At 65.5% G+C, this 23,412-nt stretch carries 25 protein-coding genes; 12 read left to right on the top strand and 13 right to left on the bottom strand.

Features of this window, described 5'->3' with window-relative positions; translation table 11 throughout:
- Positions 1–70 precede the first annotated feature (70 nt).
- From lptB to crtA, 8 genes are all read right to left on the bottom strand, one after another.
- Entirely contained in the window at positions 71–841 is a 771-nt protein-coding gene (gene lptB, locus LOM8899_RS06060) for an LPS export ABC transporter ATP-binding protein (RefSeq protein WP_093991185.1), read from the bottom strand.
- Entirely contained in the window at positions 841–1,323 is a 483-nt protein-coding gene (locus LOM8899_RS06055; protein ID WP_093991184.1) for an LptA/OstA family protein, read from the bottom strand. The genes lptB and LOM8899_RS06055 overlap by 1 nt, the downstream gene beginning before the upstream one ends.
- 12 nt (positions 1,324–1,335) lie before the next feature.
- Positions 1,336–1,932 (bottom strand): LPS export ABC transporter periplasmic protein LptC, encoded by a 597-nt coding sequence (locus LOM8899_RS06050; RefSeq protein ID WP_093991183.1) that lies wholly within the window; start codon positions 1,930–1,932, stop codon positions 1,336–1,338.
- A 42-nt stretch (positions 1,933–1,974) separates the two neighbouring features.
- Positions 1,975–2,586: a ribonuclease D gene (locus LOM8899_RS06045; RefSeq protein WP_093991182.1), complete on the bottom strand. Its 612-nt coding sequence runs from the start codon at positions 2,584–2,586 to the stop codon at positions 1,975–1,977.
- Between the two features lie 134 nt (positions 2,587–2,720).
- Positions 2,721–3,575: an alpha/beta fold hydrolase BchO gene (bchO, locus tag LOM8899_RS06040; protein ID WP_093991181.1), complete on the bottom strand. Its 855-nt coding sequence runs from the start codon at positions 3,573–3,575 to the stop codon at positions 2,721–2,723.
- Positions 3,576–3,580: 5 nt separating this feature from the next.
- Positions 3,581–5,242: a magnesium chelatase subunit D gene (locus LOM8899_RS06035; RefSeq protein ID WP_370739290.1), complete on the bottom strand. Its 1,662-nt coding sequence runs from the start codon at positions 5,240–5,242 to the stop codon at positions 3,581–3,583.
- On the bottom strand, positions 5,235–6,239 hold the full coding sequence (bchI, locus tag LOM8899_RS06030) for a magnesium chelatase ATPase subunit I (RefSeq protein ID WP_093991179.1): 1,005 nt from the start codon (positions 6,237–6,239) through the stop codon (positions 5,235–5,237). Before bchI ends, LOM8899_RS06035 begins: the two co-directional genes overlap by 8 nt.
- A complete protein-coding gene (gene crtA, locus LOM8899_RS06025) occupies positions 6,236–6,940 on the bottom strand; it encodes a spheroidene monooxygenase (RefSeq protein WP_093991178.1) in 705 nt (234 codons plus the stop codon). Before crtA ends, bchI begins: the two co-directional genes overlap by 4 nt.
- A 140-nt stretch (positions 6,941–7,080) precedes the next feature.
- Here crtA and LOM8899_RS06020 point away from each other — a divergent pair, with 140 nt between their 5' ends.
- The 5 genes from LOM8899_RS06020 to LOM8899_RS06000 all read left to right on the top strand — a co-directional run bounded on the left by LOM8899_RS06020 (position 7,081) and on the right by LOM8899_RS06000 (position 11,728).
- Positions 7,081–8,631 carry a phytoene desaturase gene (locus tag LOM8899_RS06020; RefSeq protein ID WP_093991177.1) on the top strand — a complete coding sequence of 517 codons (1,551 nt, stop codon included), beginning with the start codon at positions 7,081–7,083 and terminating at the stop codon, positions 8,629–8,631.
- An 8-nt stretch (positions 8,632–8,639) separates the two neighbouring features.
- Positions 8,640–9,653 (top strand): 15-cis-phytoene synthase, encoded by a 1,014-nt coding sequence (gene crtB / locus LOM8899_RS06015; RefSeq protein WP_093991176.1) that lies wholly within the window; start codon positions 8,640–8,642, stop codon positions 9,651–9,653.
- A gap of 75 nt (positions 9,654–9,728) precedes the next feature.
- Positions 9,729–10,214 (top strand): tryptophan-rich sensory protein TspO, encoded by a 486-nt coding sequence (tspO, locus tag LOM8899_RS06010; protein WP_093991175.1) that lies wholly within the window; start codon positions 9,729–9,731, stop codon positions 10,212–10,214.
- A 178-nt stretch (positions 10,215–10,392) separates the two neighbouring features.
- Positions 10,393–10,965, top strand: a complete 573-nt coding sequence (locus tag LOM8899_RS06005; protein WP_093991174.1) for a HupA family protein — start codon at positions 10,393–10,395, stop codon at positions 10,963–10,965.
- 133 nt (positions 10,966–11,098) lie between these two features.
- The gene (locus tag LOM8899_RS06000) at positions 11,099–11,728 is read left to right on the top strand and encodes a HupA family protein (RefSeq protein ID WP_093991173.1); all 630 of its coding nucleotides are present in this window, start codon (positions 11,099–11,101) and stop codon (positions 11,726–11,728) included.
- A 57-nt stretch (positions 11,729–11,785) separates the two neighbouring features.
- Here LOM8899_RS06000 and LOM8899_RS05995 read toward each other — a convergent pair whose 3' ends face one another.
- A complete protein-coding gene (locus LOM8899_RS05995) occupies positions 11,786–12,844 on the bottom strand; it encodes a dipeptidase (protein ID WP_093991172.1) in 1,059 nt (352 codons plus the stop codon).
- A 154-nt stretch (positions 12,845–12,998) separates the two neighbouring features.
- On the opposite strand from LOM8899_RS05995, the gene LOM8899_RS05990 reads away from it, so the two are divergent.
- Positions 12,999–13,517, top strand: a complete 519-nt coding sequence (locus tag LOM8899_RS05990) for a nucleotidyltransferase domain-containing protein (protein ID WP_093991171.1) — start codon at positions 12,999–13,001, stop codon at positions 13,515–13,517.
- Between the two features lie 7 nt (positions 13,518–13,524).
- Here the strand turns inward: LOM8899_RS05990 and LOM8899_RS05985 are convergent, their stop codons facing one another.
- Positions 13,525–13,761 carry a YdeI/OmpD-associated family protein gene (locus tag LOM8899_RS05985; RefSeq protein ID WP_211096162.1) on the bottom strand — a complete coding sequence of 79 codons (237 nt, stop codon included), beginning with the start codon at positions 13,759–13,761 and terminating at the stop codon, positions 13,525–13,527.
- Positions 13,762–13,799: 38 nt separating this feature from the next.
- Entirely contained in the window at positions 13,800–14,309 is a 510-nt protein-coding gene (locus LOM8899_RS05980; protein WP_093991456.1) for a hydrolase, read from the bottom strand.
- A gap of 170 nt (positions 14,310–14,479) precedes the next feature.
- On the opposite strand from LOM8899_RS05980, the gene LOM8899_RS05975 reads away from it, so the two are divergent.
- Together LOM8899_RS05975 and LOM8899_RS05970 are read left to right on the top strand one after the other, a co-directional pair.
- A complete protein-coding gene (locus LOM8899_RS05975) occupies positions 14,480–16,207 on the top strand; it encodes an ABC transporter ATP-binding protein (RefSeq protein ID WP_093991170.1) in 1,728 nt (575 codons plus the stop codon).
- A gap of 152 nt (positions 16,208–16,359) precedes the next feature.
- On the top strand, positions 16,360–16,581 hold the full coding sequence (locus LOM8899_RS05970; protein WP_093991169.1) for a DUF1127 domain-containing protein: 222 nt from the start codon (positions 16,360–16,362) through the stop codon (positions 16,579–16,581).
- A 52-nt stretch (positions 16,582–16,633) separates the two neighbouring features.
- Here the strand turns inward: LOM8899_RS05970 and crtC are convergent, their stop codons facing one another.
- Together crtC and crtD are read right to left on the bottom strand one after the other, a co-directional pair.
- Complete coding sequence (gene crtC / locus LOM8899_RS05965) at positions 16,634–17,467, bottom strand: carotenoid 1,2-hydratase (protein WP_503100229.1); 834 nt, start codon at positions 17,465–17,467, stop codon at positions 16,634–16,636.
- On the bottom strand, positions 17,464–19,056 hold the full coding sequence (gene crtD / locus LOM8899_RS05960; RefSeq protein ID WP_093991168.1) for a 1-hydroxycarotenoid 3,4-desaturase CrtD: 1,593 nt from the start codon (positions 19,054–19,056) through the stop codon (positions 17,464–17,466). Before crtD ends, crtC begins: the two co-directional genes overlap by 4 nt.
- Positions 19,057–19,173: 117 nt before the next feature.
- On the opposite strand from crtD, the gene LOM8899_RS05955 reads away from it, so the two are divergent.
- The 4 genes from LOM8899_RS05955 to LOM8899_RS05940 all read left to right on the top strand — a co-directional run bounded on the left by LOM8899_RS05955 (position 19,174) and on the right by LOM8899_RS05940 (position 23,295).
- On the top strand, positions 19,174–20,055 hold the full coding sequence (locus tag LOM8899_RS05955) for a polyprenyl synthetase family protein (protein ID WP_093991454.1): 882 nt from the start codon (positions 19,174–19,176) through the stop codon (positions 20,053–20,055).
- A gap of 52 nt (positions 20,056–20,107) precedes the next feature.
- Complete coding sequence (locus LOM8899_RS05950) at positions 20,108–21,235, top strand: methyltransferase (RefSeq protein WP_245820464.1); 1,128 nt, start codon at positions 20,108–20,110, stop codon at positions 21,233–21,235.
- Positions 21,236–21,352: 117 nt separating this feature from the next.
- Positions 21,353–22,294 (top strand): chlorophyll synthesis pathway protein BchC, encoded by a 942-nt coding sequence (gene bchC, locus LOM8899_RS05945; RefSeq protein ID WP_093991167.1) that lies wholly within the window; start codon positions 21,353–21,355, stop codon positions 22,292–22,294.
- Positions 22,291–23,295, top strand: a complete 1,005-nt coding sequence (locus LOM8899_RS05940) for a chlorophyllide a reductase iron protein subunit X (protein ID WP_093991166.1) — start codon at positions 22,291–22,293, stop codon at positions 23,293–23,295. Before bchC ends, LOM8899_RS05940 begins: the two co-directional genes overlap by 4 nt.
- Positions 23,296–23,412: the final 117 nt, after the last annotated feature.

Genomic DNA, 23,412 nt, shown 5'->3' with positions numbered 1-23,412 from the left:
CCTCATTCTGTGTATTCCGCACTACTGAGGGGGTCGTTGTCAATGGTTCAGTGGTTAACATTGCGCGAGATCACGTCACGCGGAAACTCTGCCCCAGATAGACGCTGCGCACCTTCTCGTCGCGGATCACCTCGTCCGTGGTGCCCGACATCAGAACCTTGCCATCGTGCAGAATATAGGCACGATCCACGATTTCGAGGGTTTCGCGGACGTTGTGATCGGTGATCAACACGCCGATTCCCCGGTCGCACAGCGCAGAGACGAGCACCCTGATCTCGCCCACCGCAATCGGATCGACGCCGGCAAAGGGCTCATCCAGCAGCACATATTTCGGGCCAGCGGCCAGACAGCGTGCGATTTCGACGCGGCGGCGTTCACCACCCGACAGGGCCAGCGCCGGGGCACGGCGCAGGTGTTCGATGGCGAATTCCGACAGCAATTCTTCGAGCTTTTCGCGGCGGCTGGTGCGGTCCGGCACCGCGATCTCCAGAATCGACAGGATGTTGTCCTCGACGTTCAACCCCCGAAAGATCGACATTTCCTGCGGCAGATAACCGATCCCAAGCCGCGCCCGCCGATACATCGGCAGCAAGGTCACGTCGCGCCCGTCCACGATCACCTGACCGCCCTCGGGCGTCACCAGACCGGCGATGGAATAAAAGCAAGTGGTCTTGCCCGATCCGTTCGGGCCAAGCAGCGCGACGACCTCGCCGCGCGCGAGCTTCAGGCTCACGTCGCGGATCACAGGGCGCTTGCGATAGCTCTTGCGGAGGTTGATGATCTCAAGCCCCGCCGCGCCCTCGGTCACGGTCAGTTCATGGCGCTGGTCGGCATCGGCCATCAGTTGTTGCCTTGCTGGAACACAGTGCGGACGCGTCCATCCATCTGGGCGGTGTTGGCGGTCAGGTTGACGACCATCCGGTCGGCGCTCAGGGCGCTGGCGCCTTGGGTCAATAGCACGTCGCCGGTCATGGTCAGCAGGCCGGTGGTCAGATCATACTCCGCCGATTGCGCCTCGGCCGCTTCGGTCGCGGTGACAAGGGTCACCCCGCCGGTCGCCATAAGTTGCGCGATCTGGCCCGAGGCATCGTCATAGACGACGCGGACGTTGCCCGCGGCGATGCGCAATTCGCCCTGCCCGATGATGACATTGCCTGCAAAGGTGGCGCTGCGGCTGTCCTGATCGACAGTCAGCTGATCGGCGGTGATCTCGACCGCTTCGGTCGGATCGGCGTTCAGCCCGCCCAGCGCGATGTTGGTCTGGGCAATGCCGGCAAGCGGCCAAAGGATCATCAAAGCAGCGGCTGTCAGACGGGCAATCATCAAAAGCGATCCTTATGGTTGCGGTTGATATAGCAGGCGGACGCCGCCATTGAAAACCATCTGCTGGCCCTCACCGCTCTCGGATAGCGCGATCGTCAGCCCTCCGGCGGTAAAATCACCGTAAGGCGCCTGCACTTCGAGCGGCCCAAGCGAGGTGATCGTGCCGGTCGACAGATCGGCCACAAGGCCCTCGGTCTCCATCACATAGCCGCTCGAAGAGGTCAGGCGGGCCAACTCGCTCATCGTGGCGGTCTTGGCGCGGGGGTCGATCTCGCCCCGGCCCGCGGTGATCTCGATCCGGCTGCCATCTGTGGCGTCGATCTCGGCGCGGATGGTGGTCACGGCAAAGGCATCGGGGCGGTCCGCATCGGGCCGGATCTCTTCGGCAGCCAAGGCGATGACGGACCCGTCGTCGGCAATGCCCGCGAAATAGGGCTCACTGATACGCGGCTCGCGGGCAAGCTCTTCCAATTCCGCAATCGGAATTGCGGTCGGCTCGCTGGCCCGCGCCCAAAGGAACAGCGTGGACAACAGGGCAAGCGCAGCCAGCGGCAGCAGCATCTTGCTCCATGCCACAAACTGCGAATACAGGTTGTCCGAACCGTTCATGCCCGGCCCCTACGGCGACGTATGTTGCGCCGGTCCCGCATGTCAGTGCGAGAAGATGTCGATCTCGGGCCAGCCGGCGAGATCCAGCTTGGCGCGAGTGGGCAGGAATTCGAAACAGGCCTGCGCCAGCTCGGTGCGCCCCTCGCGGGCCAGCAATACGTCGAGCTTTTCGCGCAGTTTGTGCAGATACAGAACGTCCGACGCCGCATAATCCAACTGCGCCTCGGTCAGCGTCTCGGCGCCCCAGTCGGACTGTTGCTGATGCTTGGAAATATCCACGCTCAGCAACTCCTGCAGCAGATACTTCAGGCCGTGCCGATCGGTGAAGGTCCGCACCATCTTGGACGCGATCTTGGTGCAATACACAGGCGCGGTCGTGGCCCCAAAGGCATGATGCAGGGCCGCGATGTCAAACCGGCCAAAGTGGAACAGCTTGAGCACATTCGGATCTTCGAGCATCCGGCACAGGTTCGGCGCTTCGGTCTGCCCCTTGGCAACCTGCACGAGGTGGCAGTTCCCGTCGCCGCCCGACATCTGGATCAGGCACAGCCGATCTCGGTGCGGGTTCAGCCCCATCGTCTCGCAATCAATCGCCACGATCGGGCCAAGGTCGAGGCCATCGGGCAAGTCGCCCTGATAGAGATGGTTGGTCATGGAAAGCCTTTCGTGCCTGCGGTTTTGCGGCGTTATAATCCTGCTGCGGTGGCTTGACCATGAAAATGCCGCGTCAATTCGAGCGGTAGATCGCTTGTCGCGGTTGCGTGGCCCCCGTCGGTCGACAGCGCGGCTCAGTCTGATCGGCTCAAGACCCGCAAGATGGCTTCCGCCACCTCCGCCGGAGCCTCCTCATGCGCCAGATGGCCCAATCCGGTCAGCGCGGTCACGCGGGCGTCTGGCAACAGCGCAGCGGCCTCGTCGCTCGTCGCAGGCGGCACGGCCAGATCACCGGTGCCCACGATCAGGTCCACCGGCACGTCGATCCGCGGCAGCCGCGCCAGCAATCCGTCCAGCCGCCACTGAGCCATCATCGTCAGGGTCGCGTCCACATGGGTCCGGTCGGTGGCGAGGCGGCGATACAGGGCCAGCCCTTCGGCGTCGAGCCGCGACCCGGTTCCCTTGATGAGATTGCGCACCGTCGCCTCCGATGCGGTGGCCGCAAACACCGTCGCCGTCATCGGCGTCAGCGCCAACACCTTGGCCATCGTCGGAAACAGCCAGCCCGCAACGCCCTTGAAGTTCGCCAAGGCGGCGTTGATGCCGACCACCGGAACGCGCAGGCCCAGTTCCACCATGCGCAACGCCACCGCGACGCCGGCGGAATGGCCGATCAGGGCGGCAGGGGTCCAACCCTGCTGACGGACAAGCGACAACAGGTCCTCCGCCATCGGATCCAACCCACAGCGCCCGCGCGCACCCATCTGGGTAAAGCCCTGACCGGGAAGGTCCACCGCCACCACGTGATGTGTCTTTGCCAGCAGCGGAAACAGCCCGCGCCAGCTTTGCGTCGCGCCCCCGGCGCCGTGGATCAGGATCAGGGTCGGGCCCTCACCGGCTTCCTGCACGTGCCAGCGGTGCGGACGGCCCAGAACCATGCGTGAATGCTCGGCCATCGGCCAGCCGGCGGCATCCTCGGGCCAGCGCATCGGGGTCAGTCCAGCGCGGCAGAGACAGCCTTCGAGAGCCGCTCCGCATCGGCGCGGGGCAGGGGCAGATAGACGGCACCCAACGTCCCGGCAAGCTCGCGCAGCGCCCGCTCCGGCCTGTTCCCGGTGTCTATCACGAGAGCCTCCACGCCATTGACGCGCATACCTGCAGCAATGCGCTGGGCATCCTCCGCCGCCTGCGCCCGGTCGGCCGCACCATCCAGCGCGATATTCGCCCGGCCATCGGTCAGCAGCGCCAAGGTCGGGGTCAGACCGCGCCGCCCGGCCTGACCGGCCAGCTCCAACGCGGCCTTCAGGCCAGCGGCCAGCGGGGTGCCACCGCCGCCGGGCAGCGCGGCCAACCGGCGCTTGGTCTGCACAAGGCTGCGGGTCGGGGGCAGAAGTATCTCCGCCTCCGTGCCGCGAAACGCAATCAGCGCCACATGATCGCGGCGGGCATAGGCCTGCGCGAGGAGCAGCTCGACAGCGCCCTTCGCCTCGGCCAAACGCGCCAGCGCCGCAGAGCCAGAGGCATCGACGGCAAAGATCAGCAACCGATCCGACTTGTCCTCATAGCGTTTGACGCGAATGTCGTCGGGGCGGATCTTCAGCGGCCCATCCCGGCCCCGCACCGTCTGCCAGGGGGCGGCGGCTCGCAGGGTCGCCACTATGTCGATCCGCTGACCATCGCCCAGACGGCCAGGGCGCGACGGCTTCGGCCGCCCGCGCCGATTGCCCTTCTTCTTCGCACCCGTGCCAGACCCGCGCGCGCCCTTGATCTTGCCTGCCGCCAGCCGGGCCAACAGGTCATCCGGGATCATCGCGCGCACCGCTTCCAACAGCAGTTCCTCCGGCAGGTGCAGCGCATCGTCATCGGGGTCGGGCGCCTCGGCCTCACCCTCCTGCTCCGGGGGTGGGGGCGGCGGCACCTGCTCCTCGTCCGCCACAGGGAACACAGTGGCCCGATGCGCCAGAACCAGCGCACAGGCTGTCGTGACATCGTCGAAATCGATACTATCCTTGCCCAACAGCGCCGCATTGGCTCGCGCCGCCCGCAACGCCATCAGCCCCGCACGGCCTGAATCCACACCCAGTTGCGCACAAAGTCCCGCGATCTGCGCAAGCGCATCTGATGGGTACGCGACGCACGGCAAAGCCGCCCGAGCGGCGATCAGCTCCTCCGGCTCCGGCGGAAACCCGGTCAGATCGCCCACGGCAACCGGCTCCAGATCCACCGAAAACGCCAGACGCTCGGCCAGAGAGGCAGGCAAGCTCTCATCCGGCTCCGCGCCTTCGTCAAGCGCAATCAGGCAATGCCCCGTACCTTGGTCGAGGACCAACGCCAAACGGGCGGCGAGGTCCGGCGTCAGCCGCTCCGCCATCGGCATCACCAAGGCGCTAGGCGTCAGTAACAGACCCTGTTCCAGCACCAACTGGCCTGCCGCCAGGGTCGCGGCCAGATCGAGCCCGCCGTACAGGGCGCTGTCCGATACCCCTGGATGCAACCGGGTGAGCGGCAGGGGCAAAGCTCCGAACATCTCGGCCAAGGCGGTGCGGACGGGGCCGACGCGGGCACGGATGTGCATCCCGCCCAGCCCCTTGGGATCAATTGCCAACAGGCTCAGCGCCAAAGTGGCGCGGGTAAAGGGGTCGGCCAGATCAGCCAAGAACCTCCTCCACGATGCGCACCACACGGGTGCCGCTTCCTGCCTCGTCCAGCGGATCGCGGCGCAGCCGGTGGCGCAGGGCCATCGGGGCCACATCGCGGATATGGCCGCGGGTCAGAGCGGTATCGTCGCGCCACGCGGCATAGGCGCGGGCGGCCTTGAGCAGGGTCAACTCGCCGCGCAATCCATCCGAGCCCAGCGCCAGACACAGCTCCGCCACATCGCGCAGCGCCGTCTCCGGCGTCTTGAGCTTCTTCAGAGCCTTGCGTGCCCCCAAAATCTGCTCGCGTATGGCGGCATCCTCGGCCTGCCAGCGCAGCATGAAGGCGGCGTTGTCGGTCTCATATCCATCGCGGCGGCGGATCACCTCGACGCGGGCATCGATATCCTTGGGCGAGGCCACCTCGACCGACAAACCGAACCGGTCGAGCAACTGGGGCCGCAACTCGCCCTCCTCCGGGTTGCCCGAGCCAACGAGGACAAAGCGGGCGGCGTGACGGATGCTCAGCCCCTCCCGCTCGACCACGTTCTCGCCCGATTGCGCCACGTCGAGCAGGAGGTCGACGATATGATCCTCCAGCAGGTTCACCTCGTCGATATAAAGATACCCCCGGTTGGCGCGGGCCAGAAGACCCGGCTGAAACGCCTTTTCGCCCTTGGTCAACGCCCGCTCGATATCGAGCGCGCCGGTCACTCTGTCCTCAGACACGCCCAAGGGCAGATCGACGACAGGGGTAGGCACCTCGTGGGTCGAAACAGTGTCTATTCCAGCCCATTCCGGCACAGTCGCGGCGTTCTCCGAGTTCACCGGGCAGCCCTTGACGGCCGTGATCGGCGGCAGCAGCGCGGCCAGCGCACGCACGGCTGTGGACTTGCCCGTGCCACGATCGCCAAACACCAGAACCCCGCCGATCGACGGGTCGATCGCGGTGAGGATCATCGCGCGCTTCATCTCGTCTTGGCCGACGATGGCGGAAAAGGGGAAGGGCTGTTTCATGCGGCCTCTTTCAGAGCAGCGAGGGGCGACACGCCGCCCCAACTGCCCATATCGGATGTGACGTTGAACCGGGCGTAGAGCTCGTTCTTGAACCAACCCTCGGTGCGGACGGCCCTGATCGCCTCGGCATGGGGGCCGGTGCGGGCAAAGGCGGCCATCGCCGCCTCGTCAGGCCAGATCGAGAAGGTCACCTGATGCAATAGCGGCACCTCTCCCATGCCGATCTTGAAGGCGACGTTGGCATCGGCCCCGATCTTGGCGGAAATATCCGGGACCCGGCGCCAGAACTGCGCGGCAATGACGGGCTTCACGGTGGCACGGGTCAAGGCGGCCAAGGGGCCGGGCTGCGGCGCGGCGATCTCGAACGGGGCTACCCCCGACCAATCGCCCTTCGACGAGGTGGCGGTCAAAAAGACCGTCCAGGCTTCGGCGGCGCGCTGGGTATATCGGGCGAACACAGGCGCCTCCGAGACACGGGCGCGGGCGGTCGCCTCGTCCGGCCATGTGGCGACGATGGCAAAGACCTCGGGGAACATCACCGGCGTAAATCCCTCGCCCTTGCCCGAACCGCAGAGCTTCCAAAAGCCGATGTCCGGCGTGCGGGCCAGCGGCCCGCGGGCCCAGGCCATCTGGCTCAGCGCCCAGAACCGGGCCGCCCGTCCGGCAAAGCGATAAAAGGAAAGGCTGGCGACTTGGGTCATGTGACCTCGCAGCGAGAAGTGTCAATCTACCTTTGCACAGCCTCTGCGGTTTGGAAAGGCAGAGCGCAGGGCGTTTGCCTTGTAAAAGGGCGCAAAAATCCAAGATTGTCAACTTTGGTTTACACCGCTATCGTTCCCGTATGACAGTATTCGGCCAGCCTTCAGCAGACACTGACAAAGCCATCGTGATCGGCGCCGGCCTTGGCGGGCTGTCCGCCGCCATGCGCCTTGGGGCCAAGGGCTACGCCGTGACGGTGCTGGACCGCCTCGATCGGGCAGGCGGTCGCGGCTCCTCGATTGACCAGAACGGGCATCGATTCGATCTCGGCCCGACGATCGTCACCGTGCCGCAGCTTTACCGGCAACTTTGGGAGGATTGCGGCGAAGACTTCGACCGCGACGTCGACCTGCGGCCCGTCGAGCCGTTCTACGAGATCAGGTGGCAGGACGGGTCGGTCTTTACCGCCACCGGCAGCACCGAAACGATGGTGGCCGAGGTCGCGCGGCTCAGTCCCGGCGACGTCAAAGGCTACAAGAGATTCCTCAAGGACAGCGCCCGGCGCTATGTCGTCGGCTACGAAGGCATGGTCACCAAGCCGATGCACAAGCTGTGGGAAACCATCAAGGTTCTGCCCGAATTTGCGCGGCTCAGGGCGGATCGTTCGATCCTCGGGCTGGCGCGGGCGCGGGTCAAGGACGAGCGTCTGCGCATGGCGCTGTCCTTCCACCCGCTGTTCATCGGCGGCGATCCGATGCACGTCACCTCGATGTATGCGCTCGTCTCGCATCTCGAAAAGGAATACGGCGTCCACTATTCGGTGGGCGGGGTGCAGGCGATCGCCGATGCCATGGTCAAGGTGATCGAGCGGCAGGGCGGGCAGGTGATCCAAGGCGCCGAAGTCGACGAGATTCTCATCGAAACAGGCTCTGTGCAAGGGGTTCGGCTGACCGACGGCGCTGTCATGGCGGCCCCGTTGGTCGTCTCGAACGCCGATGCGGGCCACACCTACAACCACCTCCTGCGCAATCACCGTAAGAGGCGATGGACACGGGCAAAGCTCAAGCGCAGCCGTTGGTCCATGGGGCTCTTTGTCTGGTATTTCGGCACCAAAGGCACCTCCGCCATGTGGCCGGATGTGGGGCATCACACCATCCTCGCCGGGCCGCGCTACGAAGGGTTGCTGCAAGACATCTTCATGAAGGGCCATCTGGCAGACGACATGAGCCTCTATCTGCATCGGCCCTCGGTCACCGATCCGGGTGTCGCCCCGGCCGGAGGCGACACGTTCTACGCCCTCTCGCCGGTGCCGCATCTGGGGCACGACAATCCGGTCGATTGGTCCACCGAAGCGGCCAAGTATCAGGAAAAGGTCGCCGCCGTGCTGGAACAGACCCTTCCGGGCTTCCAAGACCACCTGTCGGCCTCGCTCACCTTCACGCCCGAGGATTTCCGCTCGCGGTACCTCTCGCCGCACGGCTGCGGCTTCTCGGTCGAGCCGCGGATCCTGCAAAGCGCATGGTTCCGGCCGCACAACGTCTCGGAAGAGGCCAAGGGTCTGTTCCTCGTCGGTGCAGGCACGCATCCGGGGGCCGGCGTTCCGGGGGTGGTGGCCAGCGCCAAGGTGCTGGAGCAACTGGTGCCCGACGCGCCGGCATCCCGCAAGACGACCCTGCCAATGGCTGCCGAATAGGACCTGCGATGCGCTCCAACATCAGGCCAGACGACCTCGCCCATTGCAAAGCGGTGATCCGCACCGGATCGCTGTCCTTCCACGCCGCGTCCAAGCTGCTGCCCGCCTCTGTGCGGGATCCGGCGCTGGCGCTCTATGCCTTTTGCAGGCTCGCCGACGACGAGGTCGACGAAGGCTCGGAAAAGGGCCGGGCGGTGCTGTCGTTGCAGGACAGGCTCGACCGGGCCTATGCTGGCACGCCACGCGACGCGCCCGAAGACCGTGCCTTTGCGGCTCTGATCCAAGACGTCGACATGCCGCGCGCCCTGCCCGAAGCGCTGCTCGAAGGGCTGGCATGGGATGCGCAAGAGCGGCGCTACGCGACGTTGTCGGGGGTGCGCGATTATTCGGCGCGGGTGGCCAGCGCCGTGGGCGCGATGATGTGCGTGCTGATGGGGGTGCGCGATGCGGATGCGCTGGCGAGGGCCTGCGATCTGGGCGTCGCTATGCAACTGACTAACATCGCCCGCGATGTGGGCGAAGACGCGCGGGCCGGGCGGATCTATCTGCCGCTCGACTGGATGGAGGAGGCGGGGATCGACCCCCGCGCATTCCTCTCGGACCCGCAGCCCGATCCGGCGATCAAACGGATGGTCGGGCGGCTTCTGGCCGAGGCGGACAGGCTCTATCTGCGGTCTGAATCCGGGATCAGCGCCCTGCCGGCAAACGCGCGGATCGGGATCTTTGCCGCAAGGCTGATCTACGCCGGGATCGGGGCGCAGGTGCGACGGCAGGGCTGCGACAGCATCGGACAGCGGGCGCATACCTCGCGCGGTCAGAAACTGGGATGGATGGCGCAGGCCACGATCAAGGCGGCGACCACGGTCGTGATGCCGCAATCGGCCGTGATCTATGCCCAGCCCCTGCCTGAAGTCGCCTATCTGGTGGAGGCTGCGAGCCGGGGGCAGGCGCAGGTCGGGCGGACAAGGGCGCTGCTGGATGTGCTGGCCAACCTGCGGGCCGAACAGGGGCGGTCCGCCTGACGGACCGGCGAACGGGCTTGCAGCAGGGCGGCGTCGGTCTAGATTGAGGCTGGTCATCCTGAAAGGAATCCCGCCATGGACTTCGTCCTGTTTCTCATCTTTCTGGGCGCAACCTTCACCGCCGGGGCGACCGGTGCGCTGTTCCCGACAGGGCCGTGGTATCAGGCGCTCAACAAGCCGAGCTGGACACCGCCGAACTGGCTCTTTCCGATCATGTGGACGTCGATCTACTTCCTGATCGCCTTCGCCGGGGCGCGGGTCGCGCCGCTCGAGGGGAGCCACTACGCGATGGCCTTCTGGGCGCTACAGATCGCGCTCAACGCGCTTTGGACACCGGTTTTCTTCGGACTGCGGCGGTTGCGCGGGGCGTTGCCGATCATGGCCGGGCTCTGGGTGGCGGTCGCCGGCGCGACGGCGACGCATTTCGCGCTCGACCTGTGGGCCGGGCTGGCCTTCGTGCCCTATCTGGTCTGGGTGACGATCGCGGCGGCGCTGAACCTGTCGGTGGCGCGGCTCAATCCCAATCAGCAGCCGCTGGAGCCCTCCAAAATAGGGATCTGATCCGCTCGTGCATTGTTGCGGACTGTGACGCGTCTGGCGAATTCTCGCTCAGATTGTTGGACAAAACCGGCAATTAGGCCGGGTCACCCCGGGGTGATTGGTCTATGTTGACGCAAAGGCACCGGCAGACCTGACCGCAAAAGACCTTTTCGTTTTGAGAACAGATCGAGGACCGCACATGCTACGCAAATCAACATCACTCATCGGCACGGGCATCGCGATGACGCTGCTTGGCGGCTGTCTGGGCACCGAAAACCCCGATTTCAACAAACAGGCGATCGAAGCGGTGCAATTCGTCAACCAGCTCGAAGATCTGCCCGCGACAGACCCGGAAATGATGCCCCAGGACAATAGCGGCAACGTGGAATACCGCGGCGTTGCGGCGTTCAACTACGACGTGCCTGTCACCTCGGCCAACCCCGGCGCCGATCTCTTTGCCGACATGTCGCTTACCGCCGACTTCGAAAACAACGACATCAGCGGCTCGATCACATCGTTCAATTCGGCCAACGGCAACGTCTCCGGGACGGTCGACGTGACCGACGGGGCGATCGTGCAGAACCTGATGGCCGCCAACGGCAACGGCGACATCGTCGATGACGGGACGACCATCGCGCTCGATCTCGATCTCGACGGGCAGTTCCGGGGCGAGACCGGGACCGCGATCACCGGTGCGATCACCGGCAGCTACACCCCCGAAGGCGAAAGCCAGGGCGACATCTTCGGAACCTTCGGCGTGGATCAAAACTAGGCACAGTGTTGCCATAAGCCTGCGATGCAGCGCCCCACGCACCAAGGGGCGTTGCTTCAAACATCAGTTTCCGGCACAATGACCGGATCATCAGAGGCCCACAAAGGGCCCATCATTTGAGGCGAGCGGAATAATGACACACCCCATCAAGGGTATCGTGGCGGTCAGCGCTGCGGCCCTCTTTCTATCCGGCTGCGACAGTTGGTTCTCCTCCGACGAGGGCACCGATACGTCGTCGAGCCAAGGCACACAAAGCACCTCCGGCGGGACCGGGGCAAGTTTCGACGACCAGTTCCTCCTGATCGACGATCTCAATTTCGAACTGTCCGAGTTGAGCAACACGCCCTCTGACCAGATGCGCGATTCCGGCACTGCCACCTACGAAGGCGTCGTCGGGTTCTCCAACGATTCCCCGGCAGTCAGCATCAGCGACTACGACATGATGTCGGATCTGACGCTTCAGGCCGATTTCGGCACCGGCGCCATGACGGGCACGATGGACAACTTCAACACCCGTGGCGACGTCGACATGGACGGCTCTCTGACGCTGACCGAAGGCGAAATTAAGGGCACCAACTTCACCGCCAACGCCATCGGCTCGTTCACCGACGGCACCGATGCCGAGATCTGGGATCTCGAGGTGGTCGCTGATTTCATCGGCGCCAACGGCTCCGCGATCGAAGGCACCGCCCAAGGCACGATCAGCAACGGCGGCTCCGTGACGACCGAGGTCTTCGGCGACATGATGGCCGTCGAGAACTGATCGGTTCAGGTAAGACGGACGAGACGGGGCGGCGCGCAAGGGCCGCCCTTTGTCGTTTCAGGGCGCGGTCTTCCACGTGCGGCGCAGCAGCGCCAGCCAGTTGGCATGGGCCAGCTTGGTCAGCAGAGCATCGTCATAGCCATGCTGCCTGAGCGCCTCGATCATCGCGGGCATTCCCGCGACATCGCCGATCACCTCCGGCACCGTCGCCCCGTCGAAATCCGAGCCAAAGCCGACGCGGTCTTCGCCCAGCACACCGATCAGGTGATCGAGGTGGCGCAGGATCGGATCCCATCCGGTGGCGGCCTCCTGCTTGCCATCCTCGCGCAGGAACACGGTGGCAAAGTTGAGGCCGACCATGCCGTCGCTGTCGCGGATCATCTGCAACTGGCGGTCGGTCAGATTGCGGGTCGATGGGGTCACCGCATGGGCGTTGGAGTGGGTGGCGACCAAGGGCGCGTCGGAAAGGGCGGCGACATCGTCGAAACCCTTGCCGTTGAGGTGGCTCAGGTCGATCATGATGCCCAGATCGTTGCAGGCCCTGACCAGACGTTTGCCGGCATCGGTCAGGCCCGGGCCGGTATCCGGGGCGCCGGGATAGCGAAACGGCACGCCGTGGCCAAAGGCGGTCGGGCGCGACCAGACCGGGCCGAGCGAGCGCAGGCCCATGGCGTGAAAGGCATAGAGGCTATCGAGATCGGGGTCGATCGCCTCGGCCCCCTCCATATGCAGAATGGCCGCGATCCGGCTTTCGGTCATCGCGGCGTCGATCTCGACAACAGAACGGCAGATCGACAGATCGCCCGTCCGCTCCAGCGCTATCAAATGCGAGACCATATCGAGGGCCGGGGCCATGGCCGCCTTGTGATCCATCTGCTCGGGCAAGGGCAGGTCATAGGGCGGATCGCTCAGCATCGCGTCAAAGGATGCAAAATCGACTGGGCCGGTCGGCGGGACAAAGACCGCAAAGAACCCACCGACAAAGCCGCCAGCCTTCATCCGTTGCAGGTCCAGATGGCCGCCGCTCTCCGCGCCCGACCAGATCGCCTCGCGCTTGCCCGGATTGGTATGGAGCCTCAACAGAAAATCGTTGTGTCCGTCAAATACAGGGATCATCCGCGCGGTCCTTTGGGGTGTGAAGTGTCGGCGCACTCTACAAGGTGACCGCCTCTCTGCAAGAGCGGGTCGCGGCCGCTGGCTTGACAACGATCGGCCCCGCGTCCGACCCTCGGCCAATCGCGCAACGTGCCAAGGTTCCAAGGTGTATCCGATGCAGGCAGAATCCGTCGTCGAGTTTTGGCTGGCCACGCAAGAGCGCGGGCTTGAGGTCTGTATCGACGGCGGCTGGGCGGTCGACGCGGTTCTCAAGCGGCAGACCAGAGAGCACAACGATCTCGATATCGCGCTGCCCGCGGTCCACGTCCCGGCGCTCAGGGCGATGCTCGACGCGCGCGGCTATGTCGAGGTGGCGCGACCCGACTCGTGGGAGCACAACTTCGTGCTGGAGGATCGGCAAGGGCGGTTGATCGACGTGCATTCCTACATCCTCAACCCCGACGGCAGCAACGCGGGCGGGGTCTCCTACGTCGCCGATCACGTCTCGGGCAGCGGCTTCATTCTGGGCACCGAAGTTCGGTGCGTGCCGCCGCACTGGCTGATCCAATCGCACAGCGGCTACGAGCTGCGGCCGAGCGATTGGCACGACGTGCGGCTCCTCTGCCAAGAGCTCGGTCTGGCGATCCCGCCGGGGTTTGAGGCGCTCGCAGACGAGGACGGCTTCGCCGGCTGACAGGGGGTTACTCCCGCGACCGCCCTCGGCCCCACGGCATCTTCATGTAGGCATCGCCCGCACGCAGCTCGTCGAGCATCTGCTGCAACCGCTTGGCCCGCGTCTCGGCGCGTTTGGCGCGGGCGATCCAACCCAGATAGTCATTGCGCTGATACCAGGGCCGGGCGTCGTAGGCGGGGCGCAAACCGGCCGCGTCAATCGCCCGCGCAATATCGTCGGGCATCGGGTTGGCGGGGCGCTTCATCGGGGAAACCTCACCGGGCAGCGGGGCGCAACCCGCCGTCAGGCAACGCGGACAACGCCGACGACATAGTTCTCGCCGTAGGCTTTGGCGCATTTCGGACAGGTCGTGTAGAAGAAATAGACCTCGTCGGTTTCACGACCGGCCTCGGCGGCGAGGCGCTGAAGCTCCTCGAACCAGTCCTTGGCCTTGCGATACGGGCCTTCAAAGACCTTGGTCACATAATCGCCGGTCAGCGTCACCGCCTCCTCCGAAGGTACCGGCGCCTTGACCGCAAACAGATGCTCGGCCTTCCACGGCGTCAGATCGCGGCTCAGAACGATGTAGTCGTCCGGGTCATAGGCGGCAACCACTTCGATGTTGCGCTGCACCCGGCCAAAGACCTTGTCCATGTTGATCGGCACATGCAGGGCCGACCTCGTTTCCGCCCGGACAAAGGGCTTGTCCGCGAAATGAAGCTCGGCGCCGTCCCAACCCTTCGGGTTGAACTTGGGACAACAACCGGTCGTGTTGACCGTATCGTCATAGTGGGGAAGTGCGTTTGTCTCCATTCTGGCCTCCATCCAAATCCTGCCGTCAGGATAGGCCATTTCGCGGATCCAAGCGTTGAGCCAGATCAATTATCCGGGGCGGGTGCGTGATCGCTGTCGCCCGACACTGGACTCTCATGGCTCAATCTGGTCTGCCTCCGGGCATCCCGATACCGGAAAGCGTCCCGCCTATGCTCAAGGACTTCTTCAGCTATTACGCGCCCCATCGCAGACTGTTCCTGCTCGATTTCGGCTGCGCGGTGCTGGCGGGGCTTCTGGCGCTGGGCTTCCCGCTCGCGGTCAAGGTCTTCGTGGACACGCTGCTGCCGCGCGGCGATTGGGGGCTGATCGTGCTGGCGGCGGCGGGGCTGCTCGTGATCTACCTGCTCAACACCGCGCTGATGGCGATCGTCACCTACTGGGGGCACGTGCTCGGGATCTCGATCGAGACAGAGATGCGGCGGCGGGCCTTCGAGCATCTGCAGAACCTGCCCGTCAGCTTCTTTGACGAACAAAAGACCGGGCACCTCGTGGGGCGGCTGACCAAGGACCTCGAAGAGATCGGAGAGATCGCGCACCACGGGCCGGAGGACCTCTTCGTCGCGCTGATGACTTTCCTCGGGGCGCTGGCACTGATGTTCTACGTGCACCCGCCGCTTGCGTTGATCGCGTCGACCATCGCGCCCTTGGTGTTCTGGCTGGCCTTCCGCTACGGCGGCGAGATGACGCGCAACTTCCGCAGCCAGTTCGAAAGGGTCGGGGCATTCAACGCCCGAATCGAAGAGAACGTCGGCGGGGCGCGGGTCGTGCGGGCCTTTGCCAACGAAGAGCACGAAAAGGCGCTCTTTGCCGTCGACAACACGAAATACGGCGCGGTCAAGCGCGAAGCCTACCGGATCATGGCGATCACCATCTCGCTGAACTTTCTGGGAATGCGGCTGTTGCAAGTGGTCATCCTGCTCGCAGGCACATGGTTCGTCACCCAAGGCAGCCTGACCGTCGGCGGCTTCGTCGGGTTCCTCTTGCTGATCAACGTGTTCTATCAGCCGCTGGAAAAGATCGCCGCCGTGATCGAGACCTATCCCAAGGGGATCGCCGGGTTCAAACGCTACTCGGAATTGCTGGCCACCGCGCCCGACATCACCGATGCGCCCGGCGCGCCCGATCTGGGGCCGGTCAAGGGCGAGATCAGGTTCGACGACGTGGGCTTCGGCTACGCGACCGACAGGGTGATCCTGTCAGGCATCTCGCTCACGGTCGCGCCCGGTGAAACCGTCGCCTTCGTCGGGCCATCCGGCGCGGGCAAGACCACGCTCGCCGCCCTCGTGCCGCGCTTCTACGAAGTCTCGCACGGGGCGATCACCGTCGATGGGCAGGACATCCGGTCCGTCACCATCGCCTCGCTGCGGCAGCAAATCGGGATCGTCAGCCAGGACGTTTTCCTGTTCGGCGGCACCCTGCGGGAAAACATCGCCTACGGACGGCTCGAGGCGTCAGAGAGCGAGATCCTGGACGCCGCCCGCCGGGCGCGGCTCGATCAGATGATCGACGACCTGCCCTTGGGGCTCGACACCGTCATCGGCGAGCGGGGGGTCAAGCTCTCGGGCGGTCAGAAACAGCGGGTCGCCATCGCGCGGATCTTCCTGCGCAACCCGCCGATCCTGATCCTCGACGAAGCCACCTCCGCGCTCGACACCGAGACAGAGCGCCTGATTCAGGCCTCCCTAGAAGAGCTTGCTCAGGGGCGCACCGTGCTCGTCATCGCACACCGTTTGGCGACCATCCGGGGAGCCAGTCGAATCGCGGTGATCGAAGCGGGCCGGATCACCGAGGTCGGCACCCACGCCGAATTGTTGATGCAGGGTGGACGGTATCGCAGGCTCTACGACGCCCAGCAGCTTGATCTGGCGGCGGAATAAGGGAATCACCCGCGCGTCGGGCAGGCGGACGTGACGCTCCCAGCCATGCAAATGCTGCATTGCGGCATTGCACCCATGGTGGTGTTGACCTGTTCTCAAACTGCCTAAGTCTTGTGCAGCCAATTAGGCGCAACAATACAGGACGGATTCCAATGGCTCATGCCATCCCGAACAACGATTTTTACCCAAAGGTGGATGTGCTCTCGCGCATCGGCAATTGGTTCAGCGCGACGATCGTCAGCATCGCGGAGAATAATCCGCGGATGCGCCGCGTGCATACACTTCAGGCGATGTCCGATGCCCAACTTGCGGCGCTCGGCATCAAGCGGGACGATATCGTCCACTTGGTGTTCCGCGACGTCTACTACACCTGACTTGCCGGTCGGGGGCGCACAGTGCGCCCCCACCACTCCGCCTCGGCAGGCGCTAAGACGGAAACGTCCAGCCCGCCCGCCTCGGAACCCTGACCGCCAGCATCGGCTTGATCAGCGGCGAGGCAAATCGATCCAGATCCAGCGCCTCGTGCACCCCCGTCACCACTTCGCCGTCAACCTGTGTCGTCACCGACGACCGGGAATAGAACGGCGCATCCAGCATCCCCAGAACCTGCCTCGGCACCACACCGGGGTCCGCCCGCGTCTCGCGTTTCACCTGCCAGAGCGACCGCTTGAACCGCGTCCGGGGCGGAGCCTCCACGACGCGCGCCGCGCCGGTCCCGTCAAAGGCGATCGCCGCCTCCAATTCCGACCCATCGCGACGGATCGCGTCATAGAAACAGATCGCGCCGTCGGACCGGGGATAGCGACCCCAGGTCCAGAACTTGAAATCGGCCTCCAAGGCGCGGGTGCCGAAATTGGCGTCGAAATAGCCGTGGCCGTCCCACTCCCAGCCGTCGGCTTCCAGATCGACCGAGATATCGGCGCTGGGCGCAAACGGACGCCAGATGTGCGCCCCGTCGGCGGTCAGCGGCATTTCAACATCCGTGACCGCATGGGGCGTGACCGTGATCCGCCCCCTCACGCGGGAAATCACCGGTGGCCCGGAAATCTCGTCGATGTCGATGACCAGACGCCCGCCATCCCAGTGCAACTTTGACGGCCCCACCTCGAAGGTATCTGCGCTCTGGCGCAGGGCCGCGCGGCCGCGATCGGTCATTGTAAACCGGCCACCGGGGCCATAGGTCGCCACGTTGATGCAGACGTGGTTCTCCGGGTCGCGGCGTCCCGACCATTTGTACCAGGGCGAAAAGACAGAGCCTATGAAGGCGATGACCGAGACCGCGCGTGTGCCGCAGGCGCTGATCCCGTCGATATACCACCACGCATAGCCGTCCGGCGGGACGGCGAGGGCGAAGTTTGGTCCGCCATGATCGCATCTGCCGCGTGCCTGGCGGAGAGGGTCGCCATCGGCACCCCCGCCCCCGGATGCGCCCCGCCGCCGCAGAGGTAGAGGCCCGGCACCGGGGTTCGGGCCGTCGGGCGCTTCAGGCCCGCCGTCAGACCATGTGGGCTCCGCCCGTAGAGGGAACCGGTGCTGGCCGGAAACAGGCGGGCGAACCCCTCCGGGCTGGTCAGGCTCATTGGCCCCGGTCGCGGATCGAAGCTCAGCCCGAAGGCTGCGAGGCGGTCGAACACTTGTGTCTGACATTGGGCAATATCCCTCTCGGTCTCTGGGCGGGCGGCGGTCCGAGGTCCGGTCGGAGCGCCGTTCAGAATGATCTCAAATCGTTCGGGGCCGGTCGGGCGGGCAGGGCCGGCCCGATCCTGAGCGCAGATATACAAGGTGGCGTCACGCGGGCGCTGGCCGCGGGCCAAGGCGTCGAACTCGGCGCGGGGATCATGGCCGAAGAACACCGTGTGATAGGCAAGGTCCGGGCCGCTCGGGGTCGCGGCAAAGGCATGAACCCATGCCGACAGGCTGCGCGGCCCCACCGCCGAAGACGGCACCGCCTGGGTCACCGCCTCGCCCAAGAGGCCGCGATGCAGCGCCCTCGGATCACCGTTGAACAGAACCGCATCGGCCGGGACACGACCATTGGTCGTGGTCACGCCAGCGGCCCGGCCATCGCGCATCTCGATGCGCTGGGCGCGGGTGGCATAGAGGAACGCGGCGCCCCGATCGCGTGCCAGTTGTTCCAAGGTTCGGGCAAGGCGATGCATTCCGCCCTTGATCGCCCAGACGCCGCGGGCCTCCGCCTCGGCAATCAGCGAGAGCAGAGCAGGCGAGGCATAGGGCGAGCCGCCGACATAGGTGGCATAGCGGCCGAACAACTGGGCCAGATGAGGGTCTGAGAACGCGCCGTCCAGCATCGCCCCGAGCGACGCCCAGGGGGCCATGTCGCGGATCAGACCGGGGCGGGCGGCGACCGTCATTGCCAATGCCGTCTGTGACGGGGCGGGGCTTTGCATCATCGGGGCGTCAAAGGCATCGAACAAGCGGGCGGCGCGGGCGGCAAAATCGGTGAACTCGCGGGCAGCTCGGGGGCCAAAGGCCGCCGCGATGTTGGCGGCGCTGGCGTCGCGGTCTGCCATCAGGTCGAGGGTCGCCCCGTCATCCCAGAAATGACGGGCAAGGATCGGCAGCGGGGTCAGGGTCAGGTGATCCTGCAAGCGCTCCCCCGCAGCGGCGAACAGATCCTCGAACACCGGGCGCATGGTCAGAACGGTGGGGCCCGCATCCACCGGACCGGCGGCGCTGGGCAGCGCGCGCATCTTGCCACCCGGACCGGGCTGGGCCTCGATCACGGTCACCGCGTGGCCGGCGGCGCTCAGGCGCAGGGCAGCCGCAAGCCCGGCGATACCGGCTCCGATAATCGCCACATGCGCTGGCCGAGATTCGGTGGACGTCATGCACTCCTCCTTGGGGTGATTGTTGACTCGGAATGGAAAACTGTCCAGTCTGGTTTACACAATGACTGTCCAAAATGGGTGACACACCCAAAGCCGCCGCTGAACAAGGACCGCCTCATGAGCACAGCCGCACGGATCGACGCCGCCGTCACCGCCGCCATTCGGGCCGGTCAAAGGGGCACCACGCCGCCGAAACTGGCCGCGGCCCTCGAATACGCGGTCACGCCGGGCGGGGCGCGGATCCGGCCGACGATCCTCGTATCCGTCGCGCGGGCCTGTGGAGACGACAGGCCGGAACTGACCGATGCGGCCGCGGCCGCACTGGAACTGATCCACTGCGCCAGCCTCGTGCATGACGACCTGCCGATGTTCGACGATGCGGATACGAGGCGGGGCAAACCGTCGGTGCACCGGGCGTTCTCGCAACCGCTGGCGCTGCTCTGCGGTGACAGCCTGATCGTGATGGGGTTCGAAGTGCTGGCACAGGCCGGGATCAACGATCCGGCGCGGGCGCTCGGGCTGATCTCGGTCCTTGGGCGGCGGACGGGGATGCCGGGGGGCATCTGCGCCGGGCAGGGATGGGAGAGCGAGGACGACATCGACCTCTCGGCCTACCACCAGTCCAAGACCGGGGCGCTGTTCATCGCCGCCACCCAGATGGGGGCGATTGCGGCCGGGCAAGAGGCAGAGCCTTGGGAAGAACTCGGCGCCCGCATCGGCGAGGCGTTTCAAGTGGCCGACGACCTGCGCGACGCGCTCTGCGACGAGGGCGAGTTGGGCAAACCGGCAGGGCAGGACGACCTGCACGGTCGGCCCAATGCGGTCACGCTTTTGGGGGTGCGCGGCGCCGTCGGCCGGCTGGACGACATTCTGGCCGGGGCGATTTCGTCGATCCCGGCCTGCCCCGGCGAAGCGGGCCTGGCGCAGATGGTGCGGGCCTACGCGGACCGCCTCGTGCCCGCAGCGGCGCGCGCCAAACTCACCGTTCCCGGGGAGTAGGACGTGGCGCCATGAGTTTTCTTGCCAAGATGAAGAGACACCCGTGAGCGATATCCCCGCCCCCCTGCGAAGCCCGCCCGTCGGGCAGAGGCAAGCTGGCGGCTGGGTCAATCGGCTCGTGGCATCTCGCGGGTTTCAGGCTTGGGCGGCGCGGTTTCCGCTGACCCGCCGGATCGTGCGGGCCGAGGGCGAGGCGATGTTCGATCTGGTGGCGGGGTTCTGTCATTCGCAGATCCTGTCGGCTCTGGTGGCGTTCGAGATACCGCACCTCCTGTTGGCCGGGCCGCAGGATGCAGAGCATCTGGGCCGGGTCGCGTCGGTTCCGACGGAGCGGATGCTTGTGTTGCTCAATGGCGGCGCGGCGCTGGGCCTGCTCAAGCGCAAGCGCGACGGCCGCTTTGGACTGACCCGGCGCGGGGCGGCGTTGACCGGGGTGCCGGGATTGGCCGAGATGATCCGCCACCACGAAGTGCTCTATCGCGATCTGTCCGATCCGGTGGAGTTCTTTCGCGGGCAGACAGTCACCGAACTGGCCGATTTCTGGCCCTATGTCTTTGGCGCCGGGGCGGCCACCGATCCGGCGACGGCCGAGCGATACTCGCGGCTCATGGCCGACAGCCAGACGCTCGTCGCAGAGGACACGCTGGCCGCCGTAGACCTCAGAGGTGTGCGCAGCCTGATGGACGTGGGCGGCGGCACCGGGGCGTTCCTCGCCGCCGTGGCCCGCGCCAGCCCCGATATCGCGCTAACCCTGTTCGATCTGCCCGCCGTGGCCCCCGCCGCGCGCAGCCGCTTTGACGCGATGGATCACGCTTTGACCATCGTGCCCGGTTCGTTCCGGGATCAGCCGCTGCCGAAGGGGATGGATGCGATCAGCCTGATACGGGTGCTCTACGATCACAGCGACGCCACCGTCGCGCGCTTGCTGAGCGCCGTTCACGCCGCCTTGCCCAAGGGCGGGCGGCTCATCGTGTCGGAGCCGATGACCGGGGGCGACCGGCCCGAACGGGCGGGCGACGCCTATTTCGCGCTCTATTGCATGGCGATGCAGACAGGCCGGGCCCGCTCGGCGGATGAGATCTCGGCCCTTCTCCATGCCGCCGGCTTTACGCACCTCCGGCTCAGCCCGGTACGGCGCCCCTTCGTGACGTCGGTTTTGCAGGCTGTCAGGGCAGATTGACAGCCGACTGTCCATTATAATTGACAGATTGATATGTAAGGTTAAACTTACAGCACGCCATGTCACCCGGTTCGATGGAATCGGTGTCGACGAAAATGGCAGCAAGGGGAGAGATCGATGGACACCAAGGCCGTCATCCTAAGCGCACCCGGCGCGTTGTCGCTCGACTCCGTGCCGTTGGTGGCGCCGGAGCCGGACGACCTCGTTGTGCAGATCACGCATTCCGGCATCTCGACCGGAACGGAAAAGCTGTTCTGGTCGGGCGAGATGCCGCCGTTCCCCGGCATGGGCTATCCGCTCGTCCCTGGCTACGAGGCCGCGGGCGAAGTCGTCGAGGCCGGCGCCGATACCGGATTTCGGGTCGGTACGCGGGTCTTCGTGCCCGGGGCCTCCTGCTATCTCGGGGCGCATGGGCTGTTTGGCGGGGCCGCACGTCGGCTGGTCACGAAGGCGAGCCGAGTCACGCGGATCGACGGCGCGCTTCAGGCCGACGGGGCGCTCCTGGCGCTGGCCGCCACGGCGCGGCACGCGATGGCCGGGCCGGGCAAGACCGTTCCCGATCTGATCGTCGGTCACGGCGTGCTCGGACGGCTTCTCGCGCGGCTGACGGTCGCCGCAGGGGCCCCACCGCCCACCGTCTGGGAAATCGATCCAAGCCGAACCACGGGTGCTTCAGGCTACGAGGTGATCCACCCCGATGCCGATCCGCGCCGCGACTACACCGCGATTTACGACGCCTCCGGGCAGGCCGACCTGCTCAACGATCTGGTCGGGCGCATCGCCAAGGGCGGCGAAGTCGTCCTCGCCGGGTTCTACACCCAGCCGCTGCAATTCGCCTTTCCGCCCGCCTTCATGAAAGAGGCGCGGTTCCGGATCGCCGCCGAATGGGCCGCCGACGACATGATCGCCACACGCGCGCTCGTCGAAAGCGGGACGCTCCGGCTCGACGATCTGATCACGCACACACGTCCGGCAACGGATGCGGCATCGGCCTATGAGCAGGCCTTTACCGACCCCGCCTGCCTGAAAATGATACTCGACTGGGAGAACGTCGCATGAAAGACGAAGTGCCGAATCTGAAGGATTTCGACAAGCGCCTGCGCGACGAGGCCAGCCAAGAGCCCTCTCTCGAAGTGCCGCAGGGCGAGCCGACCAAGCACACCCAGATCATCGCGATCTATGGCAAGGGAGGGATCGGCAAAAGCTTCACGCTGGCCAACCTCAGCCACATGATGGCCGAGATGGGCAAACGGGTCCTGCTGATCGGCTGCGATCCGAAATCCGACACCACTTCGCTGCTGTTCGGTGGCAAGGCGTGTCCCACGATCATCGAGACCTCGTCCAAGAAAAAGCTGGCGGGCGAAGAAGTCGCCATCGGCGATGTCTGCTTCAAGCGAGGCGGCGTCTTCGCGATGGAGCTTGGCGGGCCAGAGGTCGGACGCGGCTGCGGCGGACGCGGGATCATCCACGGGTTCGAGCTCTTGGAAAAGCTCGGGTTCCACGATTGGGATTTCGACTACGTGCTGCTCGATTTTCTGGGCGACGTGGTCTGCGGCGGCTTCGGGCTGCCGATCGCGCGGGACATGGCGCAAAAGGTGATCCTCGTCGGCTCGAACGATCTGCAATCGCTCTACGTGGCAAACAACGTCTGCTCGGCGGTGGAATACTTCCGCAAACTCGGCGGCAATGTCGGGGTCGCGGGTCTCGTGATCAACAAGGACGACGGCACAGGCGAGGCGCAGGCCTTTGCCAAAGCGGTCGACATCCCGGTGCTTGCGGCCATCCCGCAAGACGACGACCTGCGCAAGAAATCGGCGAACTACCAAATCGTCGGCACCAACGAGAGCAAGTGGGGGCCGATGTTCGCGGGGTTGGCAGAGGCGGTCGGCATCGCACCGCCGGTGCGGCCGACGCCGCTCGACCAGGACGGTCTCCTGGGCCTTTTCGACAGCAAAGACACGGGCGGCGACTACGAACTTGTGCCTGCCACCGCCACCGACATGCGGGGCAAATACGGCGCGATTCAGGAAAGCCTAGAGGTGATCTACGATGACGCCTGATCGGCAAATCCCCGAGTCCGTCCTGCAAATGCTGGCGAACGCTCGGCCCGAGCAGATCGCCAAACTGCTGCGCGACATCCAAAAGTCGGAGCCGCGCCATGCATGACGGTGCGCAGG

It is taken from the genome of Flavimaricola marinus (assembly GCF_900184895.1).
GTDB lineage: Bacteria > Pseudomonadota > Alphaproteobacteria > Rhodobacterales > Rhodobacteraceae > Flavimaricola > Flavimaricola marinus.
The sequence above is the reverse complement of the archived record's forward strand: the minus strand, read 5'-3'. Positions and strand labels throughout refer to the sequence as shown.

Bases quoted from the DNA above. Each gene is read 5' to 3' on its own strand.
- bchI (WP_093991179.1), bottom strand. From the start codon at position 6,239: ATGAAACAGCCCTTCCCCTTTTCCGCCATCGTCGGCCAAGACGAGATG.
- LOM8899_RS05970 (WP_093991169.1), top strand. From the start codon at position 16,360: ATGGCTCATGCCATCCCGAACAACGATTTTTACCCAAAGGTGGATGTG.
- LOM8899_RS05985 (WP_211096162.1), bottom strand. From the start codon at position 13,761: ATGAAGCGCCCCGCCAACCCGATGCCCGACGATATTGCGCGGGCGATT.
- bchO (WP_093991181.1), bottom strand. From the start codon at position 3,575: ATGCGCTGGCCCGAGGATGCCGCCGGCTGGCCGATGGCCGAGCATTCA.
- LOM8899_RS06050 (WP_093991183.1), bottom strand. From the start codon at position 1,932: ATGAACGGTTCGGACAACCTGTATTCGCAGTTTGTGGCATGGAGCAAG.
- LOM8899_RS05955 (WP_093991454.1), top strand. From the start codon at position 19,174: ATGAGCACAGCCGCACGGATCGACGCCGCCGTCACCGCCGCCATTCGG.
- LOM8899_RS05940 (WP_093991166.1), top strand. From the start codon at position 22,291: ATGAAAGACGAAGTGCCGAATCTGAAGGATTTCGACAAGCGCCTGCGC.
- LOM8899_RS06005 (WP_093991174.1), top strand. From the start codon at position 10,393: ATGCTACGCAAATCAACATCACTCATCGGCACGGGCATCGCGATGACG.
- LOM8899_RS05995 (WP_093991172.1), bottom strand. From the start codon at position 12,844: ATGATCCCTGTATTTGACGGACACAACGATTTTCTGTTGAGGCTCCAT.
- crtB (WP_093991176.1), top strand. From the start codon at position 8,640: ATGCGCTCCAACATCAGGCCAGACGACCTCGCCCATTGCAAAGCGGTG.
- bchC (WP_093991167.1), top strand. From the start codon at position 21,353: ATGGACACCAAGGCCGTCATCCTAAGCGCACCCGGCGCGTTGTCGCTC.
- LOM8899_RS06020 (WP_093991177.1), top strand. From the start codon at position 7,081: ATGACAGTATTCGGCCAGCCTTCAGCAGACACTGACAAAGCCATCGTG.
- tspO (WP_093991175.1), top strand. From the start codon at position 9,729: ATGGACTTCGTCCTGTTTCTCATCTTTCTGGGCGCAACCTTCACCGCC.
- LOM8899_RS06055 (WP_093991184.1), bottom strand. From the start codon at position 1,323: ATGATTGCCCGTCTGACAGCCGCTGCTTTGATGATCCTTTGGCCGCTT.
- crtD (WP_093991168.1), bottom strand. From the start codon at position 19,056: ATGACGTCCACCGAATCTCGGCCAGCGCATGTGGCGATTATCGGAGCC.
- LOM8899_RS05980 (WP_093991456.1), bottom strand. From the start codon at position 14,309: ATGGAGACAAACGCACTTCCCCACTATGACGATACGGTCAACACGACC.
- crtA (WP_093991178.1), bottom strand. From the start codon at position 6,940: ATGACCCAAGTCGCCAGCCTTTCCTTTTATCGCTTTGCCGGACGGGCG.
- lptB (WP_093991185.1), bottom strand. From the start codon at position 841: ATGGCCGATGCCGACCAGCGCCATGAACTGACCGTGACCGAGGGCGCG.
- LOM8899_RS06000 (WP_093991173.1), top strand. From the start codon at position 11,099: ATGACACACCCCATCAAGGGTATCGTGGCGGTCAGCGCTGCGGCCCTC.
- LOM8899_RS05990 (WP_093991171.1), top strand. From the start codon at position 12,999: ATGCAGGCAGAATCCGTCGTCGAGTTTTGGCTGGCCACGCAAGAGCGC.
- LOM8899_RS06045 (WP_093991182.1), bottom strand. From the start codon at position 2,586: ATGACCAACCATCTCTATCAGGGCGACTTGCCCGATGGCCTCGACCTT.
- LOM8899_RS05975 (WP_093991170.1), top strand. From the start codon at position 14,480: ATGCTCAAGGACTTCTTCAGCTATTACGCGCCCCATCGCAGACTGTTC.